This window comes from Aequorivita sp. CRS11 (assembly GCF_059693805.1).
On record NZ_JCATIG010000002.1, the window covers coordinates 533046 to 557231 of the forward strand.

The 24186-nt window shown below is 38.6% G+C and carries 24 protein-coding genes; 3 read left to right on the plus strand and 21 right to left on the minus strand.

Annotated elements, in window-relative coordinates; all coding sequences use genetic code 11:
* The first annotated feature begins 14 nt into the window (after positions 1-14).
* Positions 15-755, plus strand: coding sequence for an arylesterase (locus AC58DT_RS05625; RefSeq protein ID WP_497215856.1), 741 nt, complete (start codon positions 15-17; stop codon positions 753-755).
* Between the two features lie 152 nt (positions 756-907).
* On the opposite strand, the gene corA is transcribed toward AC58DT_RS05625, so the two are convergent.
* The 9 genes from corA to hisG are packed head-to-tail and all read right to left on the minus strand — an operon-like array spanning position 908 to position 9214.
* Positions 908-1996 carry a magnesium/cobalt transporter CorA gene (gene corA, locus AC58DT_RS05630; RefSeq protein ID WP_497215857.1) on the minus strand — a complete coding sequence of 363 codons (1089 nt, stop codon included), beginning with the start codon at positions 1994-1996 and terminating at the stop codon, positions 908-910.
* Positions 1997-2040: 44 nt separating this feature from the next.
* Positions 2041-2646: a bifunctional phosphoribosyl-AMP cyclohydrolase/phosphoribosyl-ATP diphosphatase HisIE gene (hisIE, locus tag AC58DT_RS05635; RefSeq protein WP_497215858.1), complete on the minus strand. Its 606-nt coding sequence runs from the start codon at positions 2644-2646 to the stop codon at positions 2041-2043.
* Between the two features lie 5 nt (positions 2647-2651).
* Positions 2652-3407 carry an imidazole glycerol phosphate synthase subunit HisF gene (gene hisF / locus AC58DT_RS05640; RefSeq protein ID WP_497215859.1) on the minus strand — a complete coding sequence of 252 codons (756 nt, stop codon included), beginning with the start codon at positions 3405-3407 and terminating at the stop codon, positions 2652-2654.
* A complete protein-coding gene (gene hisA, locus AC58DT_RS05645) occupies positions 3397-4149 on the minus strand; it encodes a 1-(5-phosphoribosyl)-5-[(5-phosphoribosylamino)methylideneamino]imidazole-4-carboxamide isomerase (RefSeq protein WP_497215860.1) in 753 nt (250 codons plus the stop codon). The genes hisF and hisA overlap by 11 nt, the downstream gene beginning before the upstream one ends.
* Positions 4150-4180: 31 nt before the next feature.
* Entirely contained in the window at positions 4181-4813 is a 633-nt protein-coding gene (hisH, locus tag AC58DT_RS05650) for an imidazole glycerol phosphate synthase subunit HisH (protein WP_497215861.1), read from the minus strand.
* A 31-nt stretch (positions 4814-4844) separates the two neighbouring features.
* A complete protein-coding gene (hisB, locus tag AC58DT_RS05655) occupies positions 4845-5981 on the minus strand; it encodes a bifunctional histidinol-phosphatase/imidazoleglycerol-phosphate dehydratase HisB (RefSeq protein WP_497215862.1) in 1137 nt (378 codons plus the stop codon).
* A complete protein-coding gene (gene hisC / locus AC58DT_RS05660) occupies positions 5981-7030 on the minus strand; it encodes a histidinol-phosphate transaminase (RefSeq protein ID WP_497215863.1) in 1050 nt (349 codons plus the stop codon). The genes hisB and hisC overlap by 1 nt, the downstream gene beginning before the upstream one ends.
* A gap of 11 nt (positions 7031-7041) precedes the next feature.
* Positions 7042-8355 carry a histidinol dehydrogenase gene (hisD, locus tag AC58DT_RS05665; RefSeq protein WP_497215864.1) on the minus strand — a complete coding sequence of 438 codons (1314 nt, stop codon included), beginning with the start codon at positions 8353-8355 and terminating at the stop codon, positions 7042-7044.
* 1 nt (position 8356) lies between these two features.
* Positions 8357-9214, minus strand: a complete 858-nt coding sequence (hisG, locus tag AC58DT_RS05670; RefSeq protein ID WP_497215865.1) for an ATP phosphoribosyltransferase — start codon at positions 9212-9214, stop codon at positions 8357-8359.
* 280 nt (positions 9215-9494) lie between these two features.
* Here hisG and AC58DT_RS05675 point away from each other — a divergent pair, with 280 nt between their 5' ends.
* Together AC58DT_RS05675 and AC58DT_RS05680 are read left to right on the plus strand one after the other, a co-directional pair.
* Positions 9495-11225: a sodium:solute symporter family protein gene (locus tag AC58DT_RS05675; RefSeq protein ID WP_497215867.1), complete on the plus strand. Its 1731-nt coding sequence runs from the start codon at positions 9495-9497 to the stop codon at positions 11223-11225.
* A 113-nt stretch (positions 11226-11338) separates the two neighbouring features.
* Entirely contained in the window at positions 11339-11488 is a 150-nt protein-coding gene (locus AC58DT_RS05680) for a hypothetical protein (protein ID WP_497215869.1), read from the plus strand.
* A 106-nt stretch (positions 11489-11594) separates the two neighbouring features.
* On the opposite strand, the gene AC58DT_RS05685 is transcribed toward AC58DT_RS05680, so the two are convergent.
* From AC58DT_RS05685 to AC58DT_RS05740, 12 genes are all read right to left on the minus strand, one after another.
* The gene (locus tag AC58DT_RS05685) at positions 11595-12410 is read right to left on the minus strand and encodes a prohibitin family protein (protein WP_497215870.1); all 816 of its coding nucleotides are present in this window, start codon (positions 12408-12410) and stop codon (positions 11595-11597) included.
* 25 nt (positions 12411-12435) lie between these two features.
* Positions 12436-14469: a vWA domain-containing protein gene (locus AC58DT_RS05690; RefSeq protein ID WP_497215871.1), complete on the minus strand. Its 2034-nt coding sequence runs from the start codon at positions 14467-14469 to the stop codon at positions 12436-12438.
* Between the two features lie 43 nt (positions 14470-14512).
* Positions 14513-15490, minus strand: a complete 978-nt coding sequence (locus tag AC58DT_RS05695) for a DUF6624 domain-containing protein (protein ID WP_497215872.1) — start codon at positions 15488-15490, stop codon at positions 14513-14515.
* Positions 15491-15535: 45 nt separating this feature from the next.
* Positions 15536-16282 carry a 3-oxoacyl-[acyl-carrier-protein] reductase gene (gene fabG, locus AC58DT_RS05700; RefSeq protein WP_497215873.1) on the minus strand — a complete coding sequence of 249 codons (747 nt, stop codon included), beginning with the start codon at positions 16280-16282 and terminating at the stop codon, positions 15536-15538.
* A 191-nt stretch (positions 16283-16473) separates the two neighbouring features.
* A complete protein-coding gene (gene sucD, locus AC58DT_RS05705; RefSeq protein WP_497215874.1) occupies positions 16474-17346 on the minus strand; it encodes a succinate--CoA ligase subunit alpha in 873 nt (290 codons plus the stop codon).
* Positions 17347-17456: 110 nt separating this feature from the next.
* Entirely contained in the window at positions 17457-17870 is a 414-nt protein-coding gene (locus AC58DT_RS05710; RefSeq protein WP_497215875.1) for a nuclear transport factor 2 family protein, read from the minus strand.
* Positions 17867-18805 carry a UDP-3-O-(3-hydroxymyristoyl)glucosamine N-acyltransferase gene (locus tag AC58DT_RS05715; RefSeq protein WP_497215876.1) on the minus strand — a complete coding sequence of 313 codons (939 nt, stop codon included), beginning with the start codon at positions 18803-18805 and terminating at the stop codon, positions 17867-17869. Before AC58DT_RS05715 ends, AC58DT_RS05710 begins: the two co-directional genes overlap by 4 nt.
* 56 nt (positions 18806-18861) lie before the next feature.
* A complete protein-coding gene (gene efp, locus AC58DT_RS05720; RefSeq protein WP_045081644.1) occupies positions 18862-19428 on the minus strand; it encodes an elongation factor P in 567 nt (188 codons plus the stop codon).
* Positions 19429-19464: 36 nt separating this feature from the next.
* A complete protein-coding gene (gene lpxA, locus AC58DT_RS05725; RefSeq protein ID WP_497215877.1) occupies positions 19465-20250 on the minus strand; it encodes an acyl-ACP--UDP-N-acetylglucosamine O-acyltransferase in 786 nt (261 codons plus the stop codon).
* Positions 20251-21657, minus strand: a complete 1407-nt coding sequence (locus AC58DT_RS05730) for a bifunctional UDP-3-O-[3-hydroxymyristoyl] N-acetylglucosamine deacetylase/3-hydroxyacyl-ACP dehydratase (protein ID WP_497215878.1) — start codon at positions 21655-21657, stop codon at positions 20251-20253. It lies immediately after the preceding gene.
* Positions 21650-22675: a UDP-3-O-(3-hydroxymyristoyl)glucosamine N-acyltransferase gene (gene lpxD / locus AC58DT_RS05735; RefSeq protein ID WP_497215879.1), complete on the minus strand. Its 1026-nt coding sequence runs from the start codon at positions 22673-22675 to the stop codon at positions 21650-21652. The genes AC58DT_RS05730 and lpxD overlap by 8 nt, the downstream gene beginning before the upstream one ends.
* A 120-nt stretch (positions 22676-22795) precedes the next feature.
* Positions 22796-24040: an HD domain-containing protein gene (locus AC58DT_RS05740; protein WP_497215880.1), complete on the minus strand. Its 1245-nt coding sequence runs from the start codon at positions 24038-24040 to the stop codon at positions 22796-22798.
* Between the last annotated feature and the right edge of the window lie 146 nt (positions 24041-24186).

Genomic DNA, 24186 nt, shown 5'->3' on the forward strand with positions numbered 1-24186 from the left:
TATTTCTCGATCTTATGCCGAAGCCCAAAATTACGCAAACCCTTTTAGATACAATAGTTTCCAAGTCTCAGAACCTCTTAAAGTTTTGTTATTTCTTGACTGTTTTTATAGTGCTATCCTGCGGAAATAACACAAAAACGAAAGCCGTTGTAGATACAAACGAAAATACCACTACCGAAACCGAAGCTTCAGCAACCACTACAAACAAAACCATCCTCTTCTTTGGGGACAGCATTACTGCTGGCTATGGCCTGGATGATACCAACGATGCGTTTCCGGGAATTATTCAGACTAAAGTTGACTCCTTGGGCTTGAATTATGAAGTCGTAAACTCTGGGGTTAGCGGGGAAACTTCCGCCGGCGGCAGAAGCAGAATTGATTGGATCCTCAATCAGGACATAGATATATTTGTTTTGGAACTAGGCGCAAACGATGGACTACGTGGAGTTCCAATTTCTGAAACCAAAGCTAATCTACAGGCAATTATAGATGCTGTTAAAACAAAAAGCCCAGATACAAAGATTGTTTTGGCAGGAATGCAATTGCCACCCAATATGGGGCAAGATTATACCACGCAGTTTCGCGCTATTTTTTCTGATTTGACTATGGAAAATAATATTGCCTTCATTCCCTTTATTTTAAAGGATGTAGGGGGTGTTAAGGAATTAAACCAGAATGACGGGATACATCCCACTGCCGAAGGACATAAAATTGTTGCCAATACTGTTTGGGAGGTGTTGGAGCCTGTGTTGTAGTTGCCATAGTGTATAGCAAGTATAGACTCAATCAATAAATTTTAACCACAGAGGAACAGTGGACATAGAGAAATCAATGAGCAATAAGTTCACCGTTTTGCGTTTCACACTTCAGGATTCAGGACTCACGACTCACAATTCAACAATTCACTTCACAACCATTTCTTTCTCTTAAAATACCAAAGCAGACCAAAAAACACAAGAATCATTGCTGCCCAAAGGTAGTAATAGCCATACCTTAAGTGTAGTTCGGGCATATGCTCAAAGTTCATCCCATAAATACCGGCCATAAAGGTTAAAGGAATAAAAATAGAAGCCATGATGGTAAGCACCTTCATCACTTCGTTCATTTTGTTGCTGATGGTAGTCATGTACATATCCATCAAGCCCCAGATCATATCGCGGTATATTTCAACACTTTCGTTTACTTGGATAATGTGGTCATAAAGATCACGTATATATTTGTTGGTGCGTTCTTCAATGAGGGGGCTTTCTATTTTTTCCAATCGGTTTATTACTTCACGCAATGGTAAAACTGCTTTTCTAATTTTTAGGATTTCTTTTTTAAGTTCTTGGATTTCCTCAGTCATGTTTTCATCATCCTTATCATCAAAAAGATTGTCTTCAAGTATTTCCACTTTATTGCTCAAAAATTCAACTACCGTAAAGTAATTGTCAACAACGGCATCAAGTATGGCAAACATCAAATAATCAGAACCATAGCCTCTAATTCTCCCTTTTCCGTGTTCCAGCCTATCTCTCAAGTCGCCAAAGACATCCCCTTCTGCTTCTTGGAAAGTGATTACATAATCACTCCCAACTACCATACTTATATGCTCGTTTGTTAGATGCTCATTTTCATCATAGTGCAGCATTTTAAAAACGATAAACAAATACTCCTCATATTCATCAATTTTTGGGCGTTGATTAGTGGTAACAATATCTTCCTGGATTAGCGGGTGCAATTCAAAATGGTTACCAAGGGTAACAATATCATCGGTGTTGCTGAGACCGTTTACATTAATCCACGTTATGTTGCTGGAATCTTCATATGTAAATGCTTCTTGTATATTGTTGGTCTCAAAGCGGTCATAATGCTCTTTGGAATAATCAATAATGTCCAGTTCCGTAACCGTAGTGGTTTTTTTACCGGTATAGGTTACCGTTCCCGGAGAAAGGTTTCTTGCTCTTTTGGGTTGAATTTTGGTGGTTTGCGGTTTTTTTCTTCTTCGTGCGGCCATAAAAAACGTTGATTATTTTTTAAAGGTAGGAAAAAGTAAAAAGATTATTCCACTTTATGGCGTTGCCGAAGTGTTTTCTCCACATCGCTCAACGTAAAACCCTTTGCCTGAAGCAAAATCATATTATGAAAAAGCAGGTCGGCGCTTTCATCAAGAAAAAGATTATCGTTGCTATCTTTTGATTCAATGACAACTTCCACTGCCTCTTCGCCTACTTTTTGGGCAATTTTATTGATACCTTTTCGGAAAAGGGATGCAATGTAAGAATCTTCATTTTCCGAATTATCCTTTCTGTTTTGAATGATGCTTTCCAAATCTGAAAGAAAGCCAAAACTCGAAACGTTATCTTCGTTCCAGCAGGTGTCGGTTCCTTTGTGACAAACGGGCCCAACAGAGTTCACTTTTATTAATAGTGCATCTTTATCACAATCAACAGCAATGGAAACAAGCTCCAGAAAATTGCCACTCTCCTCCCCTTTGGTCCAAAGTCTCTGTTTGCTTCGGCTGAAAAAAGTAACCTTTTTTAATTGGTTGGTTTTCAAAAATGCTTCTTCGTCCATATAGCCAAGCATAAGCACTTTGCTGGTATTTGTGTCTTGGATTATGGCCGGTACAAGGCCATCGCTGTATTTTTTAAAATCTATTTCCATCTAATTTATAATCTAACAGGAATTTCCTGGGTTTTTAATTCTTTTTTCAAATTGTTTATAGTTATTTCCTTAAAGTGGAATACGCTTGCAGCCAAAGCTGCGTCTGCTTTTCCCTCAATAAAAGTATCTGTAAAGTGCTGAATGGTTCCCGCTCCGCCTGAGGCAATTATTGGAATGTTCAGCTCTGTTGAAAGTTTTGCCAAAGCTTCGTTAGCGAAACCGTTTTTCGTTCCATCGTGGTCCATGGACGTAAAAAGAATTTCACCAGCACCGCGCAGTTCCACTTCCTTTGCCCACTCAAACAGATCCAGATCTGTTGGCACCTTTCCTCCCACTAAATGCACTTTCCAATTGCCGTCAATCTGTTTTGCATCAATGGCCACCACAACGCACTGCGAACCAAATTTTGAAGCCAGTTCATTGATCAACTGTGGATTTTTCACTGCAGAAGAATTCACCGAAACCTTATCGGCACCATTGTTTAAAAGGATTTCCACGTCTTCAACGGAAGAAATTCCTCCGCCAACAGTAAAGGGAATATCGATGGTTTCTGCAACCTTTAAAACCAATTCGGCCAAGGTTTTCCTGCGCTCCTCAGTTGCCGAAATATCCAGAAAAACAAGTTCTTCAGCTCCGTTTTCAGAATAGAATTTTGCCAATTCTATCGGATCGCCGGCGTCGCGCAAATCTAAGAAGTTGACTCCTTTAACGGTTCGGCCATTTTTGATATCGAGACACGGTATAATTCTTTTAGTTAGCATTTAAAATGTAGTTTTCAAGTTGTTTTAAAGATATTCTATTCTCATAAATGGCTTTTCCAATTATCACACCTTCGCAACAAATTTCGGCGAGCTTTGGGAGTTCTTCAAAAGTTGAGATACCTCCCGAAGCAATTAGCTTCGTAGGTCTCGACTGCGCTCGACCTGACACTGTAATTTCTTTTAAAATTTTATGATACAAATCAAACGAGGGGCCTTCTAACATCCCGTCTTTACTGATATCGGTACAGATTACATATTCAATTCCGTTCTCAACATATTGCTGTATAAAAGGAATTAACTCTAAATCTGAATCTTCCATCCACCCACCGATTGCTACCTTTTCATTCTTTGCATCGGCGCCTAAAATAATTTTATCACTTCCGAATTTTTGCAGCCAACTTTTAAAAGTTTCGGGATTTTTTACGGCAATACTCCCGCCAGTAATCTGGTTTGCACCACATTCAAAGGCAATCCGCAAATCCTCATCAGTTTTTAGTCCGCCGCCAAAATCAATTTTTAAAGTTGTTTTCGTAGCAATTTCTTCCAAAATTTTATGGTTTACAATATGCTTGCTTTTGGCGCCATCCAAATCCACCAAGTGCAGGTACTTTATTCCGTGGGCCTCAAATTGTTTCGCAACTTCCAAAGGGTTTTCATTATAAATTTTCTTTGTGCCGTAATCGCCTTTTGCCATTCGCACGCACTTGCCGTCTATGATGTCTATTGCTGGTATTATTCGCATAATATATTTCCCGCGAAGGCGGGAATCTCGTTTATAAGTTTAAAAAATTCTTTAAAATTTGTGCTCCGGCTGTACTGCTTTTCTCAGGGTGAAACTGAACGCCATAAAAATTATCCTTTTGTATTGCCGATGAATACTGAATTCCGTATTCGGAAGTTGCAATAGTTTCTTTACATAAAGGCGCATAATAGCTATGCACCAAATACATAAATTCGTTTTCTGAAATACCTTCAAACAAGCCGGATTTTAAATTTGAAATTTGATTCCACCCTATTTGTGGCACTTTCACTTCATTTGAAAAACGTTTCACTTCAACGTCAAAAATCCCCAAGCCTTTCGTATTTCCTTCTTCCGAAGAATTACATAACAACTGCATTCCTAAACAGATGCCCAAAACGGGTTGTTTTAATGTGGGAATTACTTGGTCCAAACCTGAAGTTTTCAGTTTTTGCATCGCGCTACTCGCCTCGCCCACTCCCGGAAAAATCACTTTATCTGCTTGGCGGATTTCAGCTTCATCATTACTCAAAATTGCTTCTACACCCAATCTTTTCAAAGCAAATTTGATGCTTTGGATGTTGCCCGCGCCATAATTAATAATTACCAGGCTCCCAGCGCCCAATGGGGGAGAGACTTTTAATTTTTTGTTTGTTTCTGCATTCATAATAGTTCCCCCTCCGGGGGTTAGGGGGCTTTTATAGCAAGCCTTTTGTTGATGGTAAAATCATTTTCTCGGCATCGCGTTTCACCGCCATTTTTATGGCTTTTGCAAAAGCTTTGAATATAGCTTCAATCTTGTGGTGTTCGTTAGTGCCTTCGGCTTTAATATTGAGGTTTGCCTTGGCGCCATCGGTAAAGCTTTTAAAGAAATGCTGAAACATTTCGGTTGGCATTTTTCCAATCATTTCACGTTTAAAATCTGCATTCCAAACCAGCCAATTCCTACCGCCGAAGTCAATGGCAACCTGCGCCAAACAGTCGTCCATTGGCAAACAGAAGCCGTAACGCTCCATCCCCAATTTATCGCCGAGGGCTTGGTTGAAAACTTCACCCAAGGCAATGGCGGTGTCCTCAATAGTGTGGTGTTCGTCAACTTCCAAATCGCCTTTTACGGTGATTTCCAAATCCATTTGCCCGTGGCGCGCCAATTGATCCAACATATGGTCAAAAAAAGCAACGCCAGTGTTTATAGTGCTCTTACCCGTGCCATCCAAATTCAGTTTAATGGAAATATCGGTCTCATTGGTTTTTCGTTGGATTTCCGAAACGCGTTGTTTCAGTTTTAAAAACTCATAAATCTGTTGCCAGTCTTTGGTTTCCAAAGCAATGTATTGCTGAAGTTCTTCGGCATTCAAAGAAATTTCAGCAGTACCCAAATTCGTGTTGTCGTTAATATAAATTCCTTTGGAACCCAAGTTTTTGGCAAGCTCGATATCCGTTAACCTATCGCCGATTACAAATGAATTTTTAAGGTCATATTCTTCGGAAAAATACTTTTTAAGTAATCCTATCTCCGGTTTGCGCGTGTCAGCATTTTCGTATGGAAACGTGCGATCAATTAAAACTTCATTGAAAGTAACACCTTCGTTTTCAAACGCTTTCAATATAAAATTATGCACGGGCCAAAAAGTTTCTTCGGGGAAAGAGTCAGTTCCCAAACCGTCCTGGTTGGTAATCATTACCAATTCAAAATTGAGTTCCTTCGCTATTTTTCCTAGATAGGTGAAAACTTTCGGGTAAAAAATCATTTTATCAAACCCGTCAATTTGCTCATCCACGGTTTCTTTTATGATGGTGCCGTCGCGGTCTATAAACAGTACGCGTTTCTTCATTATTTTAAAGTTTTTAGAGTGTTTATTAGTTTTGTGTTTTCAGAATTGGTGCCAATGGTTATGCGCAGTGAATTTTCGCAAAGCGGCTGTGAACTTCTGTTGCGGACTACGATGCCGTTTTCCAACAATTGTGAATAGCGTTTTTCAGCATCGTCCACTTTTATAAGGATGAAATTGGCATCGGTAGGAAAAGTTCTCTCAATAAAATTAACTTGAACCAAGGCTTTAAGTAATGACTCCTTTTCTTCTTTCAACGAAGACAAGTCATTTTTTATCTTTCCTGTATTTCGAAGTTGTTCGATAGCGCTTTGCTGTGTAAGTTCATTAATGTTATACGGTGGTTTTATTTTGTTTAAAACCGAAATTATTTCCGCGGAAGCAAAGCATAATCCCAAACGGATTCCCGCCAATCCGTATGCTTTTGAAAGGGTTTGGGTAATTATTAAATTTGGAAATTCATCCAGTTTATAAATCCAACTTTCCGCGTTTGCGAAATCTATGTAAGCTTCATCGACCACTACCAAACCATTATAATTTTTGAGAAGCCACTCTATTTTTTCCGCAGCAATTAAATTTCCCGTGGGATTGTTGGGAGAGCAGATAAATAGAAGTTTGGTACGCATATCTGCAGTTCTCGAAATTTCGTCCAAATCGGGCTGAAAATCTGCATCGAGAAAAACTTCCCTATTTTCAATATCGTTCAAATCTGCCAAAACACTGTACATACCGTAAGTTGGCGGCAAGGTAATTATGTTGTCATTGGCGGGTTCACAGAATGCTCTAAAAATCAGGTCGAGTACTTCATCGCTGCCATTTCCCAAAAGAATTTGATTGGTGGCGATACTTTTTTGTTTTGAAAGTATGCCCTTAAGTTGCCGTTGTTGCGGATCGGGATAGCGATTTACGTTAGTCTCAAACGGATTTTCATTGGCATCGAGAAAAATCATTTCGCTATCGAAATTTTTGAATTCATCGCGGGCCGAGCTGTATGGCTTCATTTTGGCTACGTTTGGGCGGATGAGAGATTGTATATCTATTTTGTTCGTCATATTTGTACAAGTTAAGGTCTCGACTGGGCTCGACCGGACAATTTTTCTAAACTTTTTAAGCGTAATGTCACAGCGTTTTTGTGCGCTTGCAGGCCTTCCGCTTCCGCCATTGTTTCTATGGCATTGCCAATGTTTTGAATTCCTTTTTCTGAGATTTTCTGAAAAGTCATACTTTTCATAAAACTGTCCAGATTTACGCCGCTATATTGCTTTGCATACCCGTTGGTCGGTAAAGTGTGATTGGTGCCAGAAGCATAATCACCGGCGCTTTCGGGGGTGAAATTGCCTATAAAAACAGACCCGGCATTTTGAATACTTTCAATAAAAAAATCTTCTTCCTTTGAAACCACAATAAAGTGTTCCGGGGCGTATTCATTGATAAGATTGATAGCTTCCGAATTGCTTTCGATCAAAATCAATTGTGAATTTGCAATAGCTTTCTCTGCAATAGCTTTTCGTGGCAACTGTTGAAGTTGTTCTTCAACCTCCTTTTCCACTGAATTCAAAAGCTTTTCCGAAGTTGTAACCAAAACAACTTGGCTATCCGCCCCGTGTTCGGCTTGCGACAATAAATCTGATGCTACAAATGAAGCATTCGCTGTGTCATCGGCAAACACCAGTAATTCCGAAGGTCCCGCGGGCATATCTATTGCCACGCCGTGTTTGGTGGCGATTTGTTTTGCAACGGTTACAAACTGGTTTCCAGGGCCGAAAATTTTATAAACCGAAGGAACGCTTTCGGTGCCAAAAGTCATTGCGCCAATGGCTTGAATACCGCCAATTTTAAAAATTTTGGTTACCCCACAAAGATTTGCAGTATATAAAATAGCCGGATTAATATTGACGTTTTTATCGGGCGGCGTACATAAAATAATTTCTTTGCAACCCGCAATATTTGCCGGAATAGCAAGCATTAATACAGTAGAAAACAGCGGAGCTGTGCCTCCAGGAATGTAAAGCCCCACTTTTTGAATGGGTCTTATTTCCTGCCAACAAACCACGCCTTCGGTAGTTTCTACAGTAATGCGTTCCGTTTTTTGTGCGCTGTGGAATTTTTCGATGTTTGCTTTTGCAAGATTGATGGCGTTTTTCAATTCTTCAGAGGTTTCCTTTTCCGCAGTTTCAATTTCGTTTTTTGAAACCAATAGACTTTCAATAGAAATTCCATCAAAAAGTTGAGTGTATTTTTTTACGGCAGTATCACCTTTCAATTTTATTTCTGAAAATATTTGGTTTACCGTAGTTTCCACATCGGCGATGGTTTGGGTGGGGCGTTTTAAAAGTTCGCTCCAGCTTTCGGGTTTTGGATTGTATATTTTTTTCATCTTACAAGATCATTTTTTCAATAGGGCAAACTAATATTCCTTCGGCGCCGGCCTGTTTCAGTTCTTCAATTACTTCCCAAAAAACATCGCGATTCACTACGGAATGAATGCTGCTCCAGCCTTCTTCTGCCAGTGGCAACAAGGTTGGACTTTTCATTCCGGGCAAAATTTTGATGATTTCATCAATCTTATCATTCGGCGCATTTAATAGCACATAGCGCGAATCGCGGCCTTGCAGGACTGACTGTATTCTAAAGCGAATTTTATCCAGAACTTTATTTGCGTTTTCTGAAATATTTGGGGAGACCGCGAGCACGGCTTCACTTTTTAAAATGACTTCAACTTCCTTTAAATTGTTTTTAAAAAGCGTGCTGCCGCTACTCACAATATCGCAAATGGCATCTGCCAGACCAATGTTTGGTGCTATTTCCACACTGCCATTAATAATGTGAAGCTCTGCCTCTACCCCCACTTCCGCCAAATAATTACGGGTAGTTTCGGGATAACTGGTGGCAATTCGCTTCCCATTTAAATCGGCAATTGAGGTGTATTTAAATGCCTTCGGAACCGCGAGGGAAACCCTGCATTTTGAAAACCCTAATCTGTCGGCAATTGAAATTCCTTCGCCTTTTTCAATCAATAGATTTTCGCCAATAATTGCACAATCCACCACGCCATCTTTTAAATACTGCGGAATATCGCCGTTGCGCAGGTAATAGATTTCCAAAGGAAAACTGCTTGCAGATGTTTTTAATTGGTCGCAGCCGTTGTCTATATAAATACCACAATCCTTTAGCAATGCAAGGGATTCATCGTGAAGTCGCCCTGATTTTTGTACCGCTATTTTTAGTTTTTTCATAAAATTCTGTTCAGTTTTAGGAATAAAAAAACCCGTTTGATTGCTCAAACGGGTTTTGAATATTGTTGGGTTTACACAATAGCCATATCACCTCGCGAGCGCGTGGAGAGAAATATGGTGATGATGTAAAAATGAATTGTTCATAATTGTGATGGCAAATCTAAATAAAAAGATTGTTTATTAAACTGTGAATATAAAATTTTAACGCTTTATTATATTTCGGTACAATTTATTTACTTTCACCCAAGCAATTTTAAACAGCCGAAAACCATTCCTATTTATGCATTTAGAGACACTTGACTGGATAATTATAGTTTCATTTTTTATTGTTTTTATCGCAATTGGGCTGCTTGTGGCCAAAAAATCTGGAAAAGACTCCAAATCTTTTTTCTTATCCAATAGAAATATGCCGTGGTGGCTGCTTGGTGTAAGTATGGTTGCAACTACGTTTGCCGCCGATACACCCAATTTTGTTGCTGGCGTTATTCGGGAAGACGGAGTGTTCGGAAACTGGATTTGGTGGAGTTTTCTGCTAACGGGAATGCTTACCGTTTTTTTCTATGCCAAATTATGGCGAAGAAGCGGAATAACAACAGATTTGGAGTTTTATGAATTGCGCTACAGCGGAAAAAGCGCCGCATTTTTAAGAGGTTTTAGAGCAATTTATCTGGGTGTGTTCTTTAATATCGTCATTATGGCGAATGTTTGTTTGGCAGCAATTAAAATTGGGCATGTAATGTTTGGCCTGTCTTCGTATGAAGTTTTATTGATTGCTTCGCCCGTTGTGGTAATTTATTCGGCGTTTGGAGGTTTAAAAGGTGTTTTACTTACAGATTTCGTACAATTTATAATTGCCATGGTGGGCAGTATTTGGGCAACTATTTTTATAGTAAATATGCCTGAAATTGGTGGAATTGAAAACCTGCTTTCTACCCCTACCGTTACAGCCAAAACCGCGATGCTGCCAGATTTTTCAAAACCTGAATTATTAATTCCGCTGCTTATCGTTCCGCTTGCCGTACAGTGGTGGAGCGTTTGGTATCCCGGCGCAGAGCCCGGGGGGGGCGGTTATATTGCACAACGGATGCTTGCTGCCAAAAACGAGAAACACGCCACGTGGGCCACTTTATTTTTCAACTTTGCTCATTATGCGCTTCGTCCATGGCCGTGGATTATTATTGGGTTGGCATCTATAATTGTTTATCCAAATCTGGAGAGTTTGCAGGCAGCTTTTCCAAATTTAAATCCGGCATTCGTAAAAAATGATCTTTCCTATCCCGCCATGCTTACATTTTTGCCGGCTGGACTTTTGGGAATTGTAATCACATCGCTTATCGCGGCATTTATGAGTACTATTTCAACTCATTTAAACTGGGGAAGTTCTTATGTGGTGAACGATTTTTACGTGCGATTTCTTCGGAAAGAAGCAACCGGGAAAGAACAAGTAGCAATTGGAAGAACTTCCACGGTGGTAATGATGATTTTGGCAGGTTTGCTGGCACTTGTATTGGAAGAAGCCCGGGATGGTTTCAATCTATTGCTTTCCATTGGCGCTGGAACAGGTTTACTCTTTATTCTACGCTGGTTCTGGAGCAGAATAAACCCGTATAGTGAAATGGCCGCAATGGTTATTTCTTTTGTAATTGCAGCTTTTTTCTTTGTAAACGGAAAAATGGACACTCCAATTGTTGAAATGGCCGGGCATTGGCAATTGGTATTAAGTGTAGCCATAACAACGATTGGATGGGTTCTTGTAACCTATTTAACCAAACCTTCAAATGCAGAAACATTAAACAGTTTTAACAGCCTTATTTTTGGAGATGAATCAAAATTCAAAGGGTTTGGAATGAAAATCCTCGGGTTCTTTGCAGGTGTAGTTGGAGTTTATTGTTCTTTATTTGCTATTGGGAACTTTATTTATAGCAACATTCTTTTGGCTTTTGGTTTAACTGCAGTGGCCGTGATTTGCGGCTTGGTGATTATTAAATCTTTTCAAAAAACCGATTCGTAACTGGTACTGGAAACATTTGTTCTATAGTTTGAAACATTCGTAATATTCAAAATTGCACAATAATCTTACTATTGCACTGAAACATGTCATTTTAGACTAAAAATTTATCGAATATGAAAACTAAAATATTATTTATCTTATTATTGTTTGTTTCAGTTTTTGTTACAAGTTGTGAGGAAGAAGATGCGAAAGAAAGTTGTGAAGAACTTGGATGTCAGTGGTACTTACCTCTTGGAGAACAAGAGTGGATTTGTAATTGCTAAAACTTCAATACTTAAATATTGAAGACCAAGCATTGTTTTACCAATAGAATATATTCCTCGAGATTTACTTTCTGTTGCAATATTACATTTGCTACTAAAAATTACATCAATTATTCCCTAAAATCAAAGGCAAACCACTGTCGCCAGAACCAACTACTACAACTTTAGCATTAGGTGATTTTGCAAGTTCAAGAGTTGCGTCAATTCCTTTATCCTGAAGGATTTTATCTGTTAATGAAGCACTTAAAATAGCATTTGCATCCGCTTTTCCTTGGGCTTCAATTCTAACTTTTTGAGCTTCTTTATCTGCTGTTACGAGTCTAAATTCATATTCCAAAGATTCTTGTTCCTGCTTCAGTTTTCTTTCAATCGCATCTTTAATTGTTGGCGGTAGGGTTACATCGCGCACCAAAATTTCATTTAATTGTACGTATTGTTTGTCAAGAATTTTTTTGGTTTCCTCAAAAATTTCTTCTTGAATTGCATCTCGCTTGGTAGAGTACAATTGTTCGGGCGTATAACGACCTACAACACTTCTTGCCGCACTTCTTATGGCTGGCTGAATAACACGTTGCAAGTAATCTTCTCCTTTTTCTTGGTGTAACTTGGCAACATCACTGTAAATGGGTTGATACCAAGCAGAGGCATCCAATTTAATTTCAAGTCCGTTGCTGGATAGTACCTGCATTTTTTCACTAAGTTCTTGTTGGCGTACTTCATAAACGAAAACCCTATTCCAAGGCGCAATAATATGAAAACCTTCGCCAAGCGGCGGTTCATCGGTAACCACACCGTTTCCAAAAGTTTGATATAGCACACCTGCGTGACCGGAGTCAATAGTAACCGAAGATTTTGATACTAAAATTATCAGCAAAACAATTCCTACGATGACGGGTATTGTGAGTTTGGGTAATTTTTCCATTGTATATTTTTATATGGGTTAATTTTTAGATGAGTCCGTTATATTTTCTTATAAACCATTCTGCTGCGAGTGCGAGAACGATAAGTGCGAGAAGATATTTCCAATCGATCAAAGGTACTACTTTTTGTTCGCTTCTTTCAATGTTTTGGAAGTTATCATTGGTAAGTAAATTTTCAATTAACGCTTCCGTTTGGTTTACATAATAGGCTTTTCCGTTAGAATTTTGGGCTATCCGACGAAGTTTGTACACATCGGCATTCAGGAATTGTTGCTCTACGTTAAAATCCAAAATCGTGAAATTGCCACTGCTGGAAACTGCTTCGTTTGAAACCGAAACAGTATAATTATATTCCCCAGCGGGAAGACTGTTTAAATCTACTTCGTAATAATTGTTCCGCAGAAGCATTGGAAAAACGGTTTGCTTTTCGGTTTCCGTATTTTTTACCGTTATATTCAGCGATGCACGATTATCGAAAACATAATTTTTGTCGAAATACTGGGCAGAAATCTTAATTGGATTGTTATTGTAATAAAACGTTTCCGAAAACACTTCCATTCTGCTTCGCCGTTTGTTTGAAGCTAAATATTGAACAAGTTTTCCTATAAAATCATCAAAACTTTGGAAGCTTTCCGTTTCCAGAAAACTGCGTGCACGCCATCGCCAAAAACCTTCTCCGTCCCATATTGCGTCTCGTTTGCCGTTTATTTCCATTGTGGCGAGCAAAGGGTTTCCATTGGAAATTCCGCTAACTGTTTGTTCAAGCATTACTTCGTTTGGAACCGTTATTGTCAATGCACCAAACTCTGTGTGCAATGGTGGAAAATTGTTGAAACCAATATCTTCAACAGCGAAGGTTCCGTAATTACTGTTTAGTTCAACTTGCACGTCATCACTTTGATTGGAGGCTTCTTTATTGAAATTATCCTGCGCCCCATTAAGGAAATACCAATCCGTGTGCAGGCCAGAGATTACCCAACTATTCTTGTTCAATTTCTCCATTTCAGAAAATATTGCGGCAAAACTTCTATCGGGCTGATAAAGGATTATCAATTGATAATCATTTAAAAATGAAGCAGCTTCTGCAGGTTTTTTAAATGAAATGGTGCGTTGTTCATTGGTAGTAATTGCTTTTTTAAGCGAACCTAAATCGGGATGAGTTATTTTACTGACCACTAAAACGTTGGTGGCCTGGTCAATCACTTCAACGGCGAACTGCTTGCTGTTGTTGGTTTTGTTCTTTTCATCCACAAGTGGAAGTATTTGCGCTGTGTATTTTTGAAGCCCAACGCTGGAAGCATTTAACGTGAAATTGAGCGTTTTTGAAGTTTCATTTTCCGAAAAGGAAACGTTTGTTCTATAGAGCGTTGCAGCGCCTTGCGTAACGACAAATTCAGAATTCACGGGATTTGTGCCGCTGTAATTCAAAATAACTTCAACCGGAAACTGGTTTTTTAAGAATGCGTATCTATTGGTGTTTAACTGTTCGATTTTTATATCCGTATATTTTATGGAATCACCCAGAATTACAGGATAAATAGTATTTTTAAAAGTTGCGGAAGAAAATTCATAATCATTCCCAAGGGTTTGGTTTCCGTCAGTAATAAGGATTGTTGGTGCGGATTGGTTTTTGAAAAGCTCGTTTGCTGAAGCAAGCGCTTTGGAAACATTCGTATTTTTTTCATCAAAAGAAAGTGAATCATATTCACGGAAATCACTTCCGAAGGAATAATAGGAAACGTCGAATTTGTCGTTTAATTCGCTGTTTTCTTTTAATTTTTGAAGTAAAGACGAAACATTTTCCCTTTGGTTCAACTCCTCGACTGAAGCTGAATTGTCAATAAGTACGGGAAGTTTCGGCTTTTCAATGGTATAGGTTTCACTTTTAAATTTTGGATTTATGATTAAAAGTAGAATGGAAAACAAAGTTATAAAGCGGAGTATTCCAAAAATCCAACGAAGGGAACCCGTTTGTTTTGACTTATATCCATACATAAAAACCGCCAGAGCAATGGATACTACTCCGGCGATGATTATATAAAGAATTGTTTCTGTGGTCACTAAATTTTATAAATTTCAATTTAAGTTGAGAAGGTAATTTCAATCACTTTTTTTGTTTGGCTTCAATATCGGGAAGTTCTTTAATATATTTTTCTACATCCCACACAATATTCCAATTTGAAACATAATCCTGTAAATCTCCCAATTCCATAGCAGCTCTTCTTTTATCCACATTTTCAGGGTCTTCCAAAGGTAAAACATAATATACACCGGATTCTCTATCCAAACCAATTTGGCTCCCATATAATTGTCGTTTTCCTTGTCCAAGGGCTACCCGATCTTCCAATAAAGCCAAAGCGCTAGGTCTTGCGTTTCCCTTTTTAACTGCTTCGCGCATCATTGGCAAATATTTTTCTTGGGTTTTTAAGTCAGCATGTTGAATAACTAAAAACAATGTGGTGTTACCTTGATTTCCAATAATATCTGCTCCCAACCAACCGCGTTCATCTAATATTTTTTTAACAATAATTAGGTTTAAAGAATCATTTTCCGCAATCGATTTCCAAAGATCTTTCGTTTCTTGAGAGTCGCGCCCGTATTTATCATAAACCGTATTGGCTTGCATACGCAAGCCCTGATCGTATTTATATACACTATCTAAGATTGCAACGAGCGGTTTATCAAAATTTGCTTCTGCCTTTTCTTTATTAACTTTCACAAGATTTATAACCTCGTTCCAGCGCTTATCGGAATGTAGAATTGACAAATCGGAGTCAGTAGTAATATGAGAATAATTCGTGTAATTTCCTTTTTCAGAAATTCGAAATAACTGAACAAATGATGAATCAATTTCTTTTGCCAAGGCCCATGAACAAGCAGCATTATATCTATCATTAATTGCTCCTTTATCCCCTTTTGACTTAAATGCTTCAGAATATTTTTCTGCTGATTCTTGAAAATTTTTACTTTCATACAAACCCCAAGCTTCATTGACTAATTCAGAATATGTCTGCTGATTTTGAGCAAAAACTGAACTTATACCCAATAGCCAGAGAGCCGTTAATAAAACTGATTTCTTCATAAATTCTAATTTGAAGATTTTAAGCATTCTGTGCGGAAAATTCAATTAAGTCAACATACCTCCATCCACGTTCAGCACTTGCCCAGTAACGTATGCAGAAAGATCGCTGGCAAAGAAAACACAGGCATTTGCAATATCCTCAGGAGAGCCGCCACGCTTTAACGGAATGGCATCGCGCCAACCCTGTACTGTGGCTTCGTCCAATTTTCCGGTCATTTCGGTTTCTATGAAACCCGGAGCGATAGCGTTACAGCGAATATCTCGCGAACCTAATTCCAGTGCAACCGATTTTGTAAAACCAATGATTCCCGCTTTCGAGGCAGCGTAATTGGTCTGTCCGGCATTTCCTTTTACACCAACAACGGAACTCATATTGATGATGGAACCTTTGCGTTGTTTCAACATAGCGCGCTGTACAGCTTTGGTCATGTTGAAGACCGATTTCAGGTTCACTTCAATTACCTTATCAAAATCTTCTTCGGAAATACGCATCAAAAGGTTGTCTTTGGTAATTCCTGCATTATTTACAAGAATATCAATGCTTCCGAAATCATTCAAAACCTCTTCGGCCAGGTTTTGCGATTCGTCATAGGAAGCTGCATCGCTTTTGTATGCCTTTGCCTTTACACCAGATTTTGAAATTTCGTCTGCCAAAGCATTTGCCGCTTCAGCCGAAGAGCTATAGGTGAAGGCTACATTGGCGCCGTGCTGGGCGAAGGCTTCAACGATTCCTTTTCCTATTCCACGGCTACCGCCGGTAATGATTGCTGTTTTTCCTTCCAGTAATTTCATATTTTTAAAAGGTGTTTTGATGGTTGGTAAAAAACCTACAAGGTTTGGAAAACCTTGCAGGTTCTATCTTATGGTCAAATATAGCAAAAGGTTGCGGGTTCTCCATAAAAAAAGCCCTGCGAATTTCACAGAGCTACTTAATGATTCAGACCTACAAGGTTCTTAAAACCTTGCAGGTCGAGAATAGCTTGTTAGCCTAAAACTTCTTTTACTTTCTTTCCAATTTCCGCTGGGGAATCCACAACGTGGATGCCACACTCGCGCATTACTTTTTTCTTTGCCTGAGCCGTATCATCGCTTCCTCCAACGATTGCTCCAGCGTGACCCATAGTACGTCCTGCAGGCGCAGTTTCACCAGCAATAAAGCCAATAATAGGCTTTTTTATACCGCTGTTTTTGTACCAATTTGCAGCATCTATTTCAAGTTGACCTCCAATTTCCCCGATCATTACTACAGCTTCACTTTCAGGATCATTGATGAGCAATTCCAAAGCTTCTTTAGTAGTTGTACCAATGATTGGATCTCCACCAATTCCGATGGCCGTTGTAATGCCAAGGCCTTGTTTTACTACTTGGTCTGCAGCTTCATAGGTAAGTGTTCCAGATTTTGAAACGATACCCACTTTTCCTGTTTTGAAAACGAAACCAGGCATAATACCCACTTTCGCTTCTCCCGGAGTAATAACACCTGGGCAGTTAGGACCAATAAGACGACAATCTCTGTCTTTTATATAGTTTGATGCAGTAATCATATCTTTTACTGGAATTCCTTCGGTAATGGTGATAATTACCTTAATACCAGCGTCTGCAGCTTCCATAATGGCGTCTGCAGCAAATGCTGGTGGTACAAAAATAATAGTTGTATCGGCGCCAGTTTTTTCAACTGCTTCAGAAACTGTGTTGAAAACTGGCTTACCCAAATGTTCTTGACCACCTTTCCCGGGCGTTACCCCTCCTACTACATTGGTTCCGTACTCAATCATTTGTTCGGCGTGGAATGTACCTTCGCTACCGGTGAAACCTTGAACTATTATTTTTGAATTTTTATTTACTAAAACGCTCATTGCTAATTATTTTCTATTAATTATTTCTATTTATTATTGAAGTGAAATCTGAAGTAGGTTTTTCAGAATTGCCGCAAAGATACAGCTTTTGGGATGGCTTTTAAAAGATATTACACCTTAACTCTGTGGTAGCTTTCGTTAGTATCATCTTTATCCGTAACCGGTTGGCTCACTTGGTAACCACGATATAACTTATCGTCCTTCACTTCCCATATTGCAATGAAATGTGCAATTCCCAACTCTTCATCAGGATTTTCCATGGTTCTGATATAATATTTATAACGAATTGTTACGTGGTTGTCATCAGCCAGCAAATGGCTCACCTCAATTCTTAAATCATTATAAGATCGTCTTACTTCACCAAAGAAATTTACAATATCCTCATAGTTCATGATAGATAATCCGTTGGCACTGTTCCATATAAGCACCAGTTCAGGGTGGAAAAAACGCTCCAAAACTGTATCGTCTCTTAAAATATCTGATCTGTAAAAATCCCTTACAATCTGTTTTGCTTTTTTGCTCATGATAATTTGTCCAATTTTTCAATAATGTCTGGAATAAGCTTAATGGAAGCTAATTCCTTATATTTTTTTCTGAATTCATCTGCAGGAGTTCCAAAATACGCCTTATGGCCGGGCAGTGACTTACTCACGCCACTCTGTGCTGAAATTACTGCCTTCTCACCAATAGTAATTCCACTCGTGATACCCACCTGCCCCCAAATGGTAACAAAATCCTCAATCAAAACACAACCCGCTATACCAACCTGGGAGGCAATCAAACAACGTTTACCGATAACCGTATCGTGCCCAACGTGAACTTGATTGTCAAGTTTTGAGCCCTCTCCAATAGTCGTTGAGGCAGTTACTCCTTTGTCAATAGTACAAAGCGCACCAAGGTCAACATTGTCTTCAATTATTACGTTGCCGCCACTTAAAAGTTTATCGAATTTTTCAGGGCGGTTTTTGTAATAAAATGCATCGCTTCCTATAACGCTACCTGCATGGATAGTTACATTGTTACCAATAACTGTATTGTCGTAAATAGCTACGTTGGAATGAATTAGACAATTTCGACCAATTTTCACATTATTTCCAACAAAAACATTGGGTTGAATTACTGTGCCCTCACCTATTTCAGCGGATTCTGAAATTGCACTGTTAGCATTTCGGAAAGGTTTAAAATAATGTGTAAGCTTATTGAAATCGCTAAACGGATCATCGGAAACCAACAACGCTTTCCCAACAGGACATTCTACTTTTTTATTGATAAGAATTACCGTTGCCTGTGATTCCAGCGCTTTGTCGTAATACTTTGGATGGTCAACAAATACAATATCTCCCGGTTGAACAACATGAATTTCATTCATCCCAAAAACTGGAAAATTTGGTTCCCCCACATAATCTGAACCGATTATGACAGCTATATTTTCAAGAGTTTGGGGAGTTGGGAATTTCACTTTTTCGGATTAATAGATTATTGAATTGTTGTAATGATTGAATATTACATTCCAGTTTACTCTTTCATTCGTTCCTGATACTGACCTTTTTCAGTATCAATTCTAATTTTATCACCTTCGTTTATGAAAAGAGGAACATTAATTTCAGCACCAGTTTCAACAATTGCAGGTTTGGTAGCGTTTGTGGCTGTATTACCTTTAACGCCAGGTTCGGTTGAAGTAACCTCCAAAACTACATGAGCTGGCATTTCAACTGAAAGCGGTGCGCTATCTTCAGTATTTATTAAAACTGTAACAATTTCACCTTCTTTCATCAATTCAGGTGTATCGAGTATATCCTTCATCAAGCGAATCTGCGAATAATCGTCAGTATTCATAAAATGATACATATCACCTTCGTTGTATAGATATTGAAATTTATGGGTTTCAACGCGAACGTCCTCTATTTTATGCCCTGCGGAAAAAGTATTGTCAATTACTTTTCCAGTGGTAACGCTTTTTAGTTTTGTACGAACAAAAGCAGGTCCCTTTCCAGGTTTTACGTGAAGAAATTCAATTATTTTATAAATATCGTTGTTATAGCGGATGCAAAGTCCTTTTCTAATATCTGATGATGTTGCCATTACTAGGTGTGTGGTTTAATGTTTTATTGATTACGTTTAGTTTGAATTAAAATAGCCTTTCATTATTCCGCGTTTGGAATTTTTTATGAACTGAAGTATTTCGTCCCTTTCCGGAGTGGCCTCCATTTCGGCTTCTATAATTTCGGAAGCTTGTGAAGTGTTATAGTTTTTTTGATAAAGAAGTCTGTAAATATTTTGAATTTCAGTGATTTTTTGGGAATTGAATCCTCTTCTTCTTAAACCAATAGAATTAATACCCACATAACTAAGTGGTTCACGAGCTGCTTTTACAAATGGCGGAACATCTTTACGTACAAGTGAACCTCCAGTTACAAAAGCGTGGTTTCCGATCATACAGAACTGATGGACTGCAGTCATCCCGGCTAAAACTACATGGTCACCAACAGTCACGTGCCCAGCAAGAGTACTATTGTTTGAAAAAATGCAGTTATCACCTACAATGCAATCGTGCGCAATGTGGCAATAGGCCATAATCCAACAGTTTTTTCCCACTACAGTTTTGCCACGATCCACTGTACCGCGATTTATGGTAACATATTCACGGATGGTTGTGCCATCGCCTATTTCTACAGTAGTATCTTCATCCTTAAATTTTAAATCCTGTGGTATTGCAGAGATTACAGCCCCAGGAAATATATTACAGTTTTTCCCAATGCGCGCGCCCTCCATAATGGTCACATTGCTGCCAATCCAAGTTCCTTCACCGATCACGACATTATTGTGAATGGTCGTAAAAGGTTCAATCACTACATTTTTGGCTATTTTTGCGCCCGGATGGACGTATGCAAGTGGTTGGTTCATCTATAGATTTTTTGTTTTTACCATTTGGGCCATCAGTTCGGCCTCTGTTACTAATTTGCCATTGGCATATGCATTTCCTTGCATATGAACAATCCCGCGGCGAATAGGAGAGATTAGTTCCAACACAAAAATTAAGGTATCGCCAGGATTAACCTGTTGCTTAAACTTAACATTGTTTATTTTCATAAAAAAGGTAAGATAATTTTCAGGATCTGGAACAGTGCTCAATGCCAATATACCGCCTGTTTGTGCCATTGCCTCAACTATCAAAACTCCAGGCATTACAGGTGCACCAGGGAAATGGCCAACAAAGAACGGCTCGTTCATTGTTACATTTTTAAGGCCTACAACACTAGTGTCTGTCATTTCCATAATCTTATCAACCAACAAAAATGGCGGTCTATGCGGAAGCATGGCCATTATTTGGTTGACATCCTTTACTGGAGGTTGGTTAATGTCAAATTTTGGAATATTGTTTCTAGCTTCCAGCTTTATAATTTTAGAAAGTTTTTTAGCAAACTGGGTGTTAACGTGATGGCCTGGCTTGTTGGCGATCACTTTTCCGCGTATGCGAGTGCCAATTAGAGCTAGATCTCCTATTACATCCAAAAGTTTATGTCTGGCAGCTTCATTGGGATAATGCAGGGTAAGATTATCTAAAATTCCGTTTGGTTTTACAGAAATAGTATCTTTTCCAAAAGCTGTTCGTAGCTTTTCCATTGTGCTCGGGGAAAGTTCTTTATCAACATAAACTATTGCATTGTTTAGATCGCCCCCTTTTATTAAACCATGTTCCAGCAACATTTCAATTTCGTGTAAAAAGCTGAAGGTTCTAGCATTTGCAATTTCATTTTTAAAGTCAGAAATATTTTTAAGAGAAGCATTCTGAGTGCCCAAAACTTTTGTTCCAAAATCGACCATGGTGGTTACTTGGTATTCATCAGCAGGCATTACTATTATTTCACTTCCGGTCTCTTCGTCTAAGAATGAGATTACTTCTTTTACTACATATTCTTCTCTCGGGGCATCTTGCTCTACTACTCCTGCTTTTTCTATTGCTTCAACAAAAAATTTGGCTGATCCATCCATAATTGGAGGTTCGGAAGCATTAAGTTCCATAATGCAATTATCAACCTCAAGCCCTACTAATGCAGCTAGCACGTGTTCAGAAGTTTGTATTTTAACACCCTTTTTTTCAAGGTTTGTACCACGTTGGGTATTTACCACATAGTTGGCATCTGCTTCAATGACAGGGTGGCCCTCCAAATCAATCCTCACGAATGTATATCCGTGATTTTCAGGTGCAGGTTTAAAAGTTATCGTAACTTCTTTACCTGTATGCAAACCCACTCCGGTAAGTGAAATTTCCTTACCAATGGTGCGCTGTTTTACAACACTTTCATTCATTATCGAGTTTTTTTTCAACTATATTGAACCTTTCCATAATTTTGGGAAGGTTTTTAAAATATACATAACTTTTATTAAAATCACCATAACTAAACGCGGGAGAGCCCTGTAAGGTTTCGTTGTCCTTCACATTTCTTCCTATTCCGCTTTGGGCCTGTATTTTTACATTATCGCCAATGGTAATATGTCCAGCAATACCTACTTGCCCACCTATGATGCAGTTTTTCCCTATTTTGGTAGAACCCGCTATACCTGTTTGGGCGGCAATAACAGTATTTTCTCCAATAATTACGTTGTGCGCAATTTGAATTTGATTGTCTAATTTTACCCCTTTTTTGATGAGGGTTGAACCCAAAGTCGCCCTGTCTATAGTTGTTCCAGGGCCAACATCTACATTATCTTCTAAAATAACATTCCCCGTTTGTGGAACTTTATTGTATTCACCTTTTTCATTAGGAGTAAAACCAAAACCATCTGCACCAATTACAACCCCACTGTTTATAACACACGATTCCCCCACTACTGTCTCGGAATAGAGCTTAGCGCCTGTAAAAAGCACGGAATTGTCGCCAACTTTTACATTATCGCCAATATACACATTCGGATAAATCTTCACATTATCACCAATCTTTACATTTTCGCCTATGTATGAAAAAGCTCCCAAATATAAATTCTCACCATATTTGGCGGTTTCTGAAATAAAAACCGGGTTTTCAATTCCGGTCTTATTCATTTTTACTTGGTTGTAATATTCTAACAACTGCGAAAATGCCTTATAAGCATTCTCTACCCGAATAAGCGTTGTTGATAGATCTTGAGAGGCTACAAAATCATCATTGACGATGGTTATTGAAGCCTGTGTGGAATATATATAATGTGTGTATTTTGGGTTAGCCAAAAAGGTCAAGCTGCCTTTGCTTCCCTCTTCAATTTTTGCAAGTTTTGAAACTTCTATACCTTCATCGCCATCAACGGTTCCGTTAAGGATTCCTGCTATTTGGGCAGCTGTAAATTTCATTTGGCGTTAAGGTTTTTTTTAACCGAAGTACATATAAAAAGCAACCACAAAGTAATAAATTTTAAATGAATTGATTTTCGGTCGTTCGTTTTCATTCTTGCAAAAATAGAAAAAAAGGATTTAGCCTCGATAGCTATCCTTATTGTTTTTTGGATAACACATATAGTATTTCACCACCGACTTTGAAAGCGCCTCCAAATTCAGCTGATCGCTTGCCTTTGCAACGTCTATGATTTTTCCATTTTTCTTCAGGAGGTTTATTGTATCTTTTTCCATACTGTAGGCCTGGTTTTCAAGCTTTCCTTTAAATACAAAATAGGATGCCTCCTCTTCAGAAATAGTATATGTTTCAACTAGTTTTTTTCTTTTTTCCTCAATTTTTTGATTTGAAAAATCCTGTGGCTTTACTTTAATTTTTAATAAATCGCGATTAAGAAGCATTTTGGAAAGATTTTTTAAAACAAAATCATCGTTGCTTACCCAAATCTTCATGGCCGAAATAATATCGTAATCATCTAATTTTGAAAAGGTGTCCAGTACCTCTTCAGAAAAATCATTGATACTAATATTGTTATTCAGAAAAAATCTTAAACCATTGCTTGCTGGAAGCACTACACCTTTAGCAGAAAGCTGTTTGGCGCGCTTAAGGACCCGAACCAAAAGCTGTTCTGCAACAATTCCCGTTTTGTGCAGATAAACCTGCCAATACATTAACCGCCGCGCTACGAGAAAGTTCTCCACCGAATAGATGCCCTTCTCCTCAACCACCAACTTATCATCCTTAACGTGCAGCATGGCAATTAAGCGTTGTGCATTTACCGTGCCTTCTGGCACACCGGTATAAAAACTATCGCGTTTTAGATAATCCAATCTATCCATATCCAACTGCCCAGAAACTAACTGGTGTAGAAATTTACGTGGGTGCTCATCCTTGAATATTTGAATGGCGAGCGTTAATTGCTTGTTAAACTTTCGGTTCAAAGCCTCCATAAAAAGAAGCGATATTTGCTCATGGCTTATGTTTTCAACAATGCTGTTTTCCATGGCATGGGAAAATGGACCATGCCCAATATCGTGCAAAAGAATGGCTAAATAGAGTGCTTCCTCTTCCTTCTCAGAAATAGCAATTCCTTTTGATTTAAGCACTTGCACAGCTTTCTGCATCAAAAACATAGCGCCCAGTGCATGATGAAAACGGGTGTGGTGCGCGCCAGGATATACAATATATGAAAACCCCATTTGCGAAATTCGACGGAGTCTTTGAAAATATTTGTGCTCCATCAAATCAAAAACCAGCTTGCTGGGTATGGTAATAAAACCATAGATTGGGTCGTTTATAATTTTGTGTTTTGGAAGGGTTTTCAAACTTTAACTTTAAATTAATAGCTTCAAAAATTTTTTGAAATAATTCAGGTTTATTTTTGAAGAAAATTCTTCGACAAAGTGCAGAATTATTTAAAAAATCGAATTTAACGATACTCCCACGCTAAAGCCTTGGAGTATAAAGACAA